The following is a 1,624-nucleotide window of genomic DNA, read 5'->3' as shown; positions in this document are numbered from 1 at the left end:
GCCAAATAATGCTCCTTAGAAAGGAGGTGATCCAGCCGCACCTTCCGGTACGGCTACCTTGTTACGACTTCGTCCCAATCGCCGATCCCACCTTCGACAGCTCCCTAACGAGTTTGAGCCACTGGCTTCGGGTGTTACCAACTTTCATGACGTGACGGGCGGTGTGTACAAGGCCCGGGAACGTATTCACCGCAGCATTGCTGATCTGCGATTACTAGCGACTCCAACTTCATGGGGTCGAGTTGCAGACCCCAATCCGAACTGAGACCGGCTTTATGCGATTCGCTTCACCTTACAGTGTCGCTGCGCATTGTACCGACCATTGTAGCACGTGTGAAGCCCTGGACATAAGGGGCATGATGATTTGACGTCATCCCCACCTTCCTCCGAGTTAACCCCGGCAGTCTCTCATGAGTCCCCACCATAACGTGCTGGCAACATAAGACAAGGGTTGCGCTCGTTGCGGGACTTAACCCAACATCTCACGACACGAGCTGACGACAACCATGCACCACCTGTATACAGACCACAAGGGACGAACTATCTCTAGCCCAATCCTGCATATGTCAAGCCCAGGTAAGGTTCTTCGCGTTGCATCGAATTAATCCACATGCTCCGCCGCTTGTGCGGGCCCCCGTCAATTCCTTTGAGTTTTAGCCTTGCGGCCGTACTCCCCAGGCGGGGCGCTTAATGCGTTAGCTACGGCACGAAGAACGTGGAAGTCCCTCACACCTAGCGCCCACCGTTTACGGCATGGACTACCAGGGTATCTAATCCTGTTCGCTACCCATGCTTTCGCTCCTCAGCGTCAGTTACTGCCCAGAGACCTGCCTTCGCCATCGGTGTTCCTCCTGATATCTGCGCATTTCACCGCTACACCAGGAATTCCAGTCTCCCCTACAGCACTCAAGTTGGCCCGTATCGCCTGCACGCCCAGAGTTAAGCCCTGGGATTTCACAGACGACGCGACCAACCACCTACGAGCTCTTTACGCCCAGTAATTCCGGACAACGCTTGCACCCTACGTATTACCGCGGCTGCTGGCACGTAGTTAGCCGGTGCTTCTTCTACAGGTACCGTCACAAAAAGCTTCGTCCCTGCCGAAAGGAGTTTACAACCCGAAGGCCTTCATCCCCCACGCGGCGTCGCTGCATCAGGCTTGCGCCCATTGTGCAATATTCCCCACTGCTGCCTCCCGTAGGAGTCTGGGCCGTATCTCAGTCCCAATGTGGCCGTACACCCTCTCAGGCCGGCTACCCGTCGACGCCTTGGTAGGCCATTACCCCACCAACAAGCTGATAGGCCGCGAGCTCATCCCAGACCGAAAAAACTTTCCACAACCGACACTAAACGATTGTCATATCCGGTATTAGACCCAGTTTCCCAAGCTTATCCCGAAGTCCAGGGCAGATCACTCACGTGTTACTCACCCGTTCGCCACTCGAGTACCCCAGCAAGCTGAGGCCTTTCCGTTCGACTTGCATGTGTTAAGCACGCCGCCAGCGTTCGTCCTGAGCCAGGATCAAACTCTCCACAAAATCTCTTTTAAGAAAAAGAAGAAAAGGCCGTGAAAAGCCCAAACCTAACAAAATCAAGAACAAACCAACGCAAACACTCACGAAAA

General features: G+C 54.5%; 1 rRNA gene. It reads right to left on the bottom strand.

From position 1 onward, the window contains the following. Positions 1-19: 19 nt before the first annotated feature. Positions 20-1,538, bottom strand: a 16S ribosomal RNA gene (locus F4V58_RS02220). Positions 1,539-1,624: the final 86 nt, after the last annotated feature.

Source organism: Corynebacterium phocae, from assembly GCF_008693075.1.
In the GTDB taxonomy this organism is placed as follows: domain Bacteria; phylum Actinomycetota; class Actinomycetes; order Mycobacteriales; family Mycobacteriaceae; genus Corynebacterium; species Corynebacterium phocae.
Note: the sequence above shows the minus strand (reverse complement) of the source record. Positions and strands in the feature narration are given on the sequence as shown.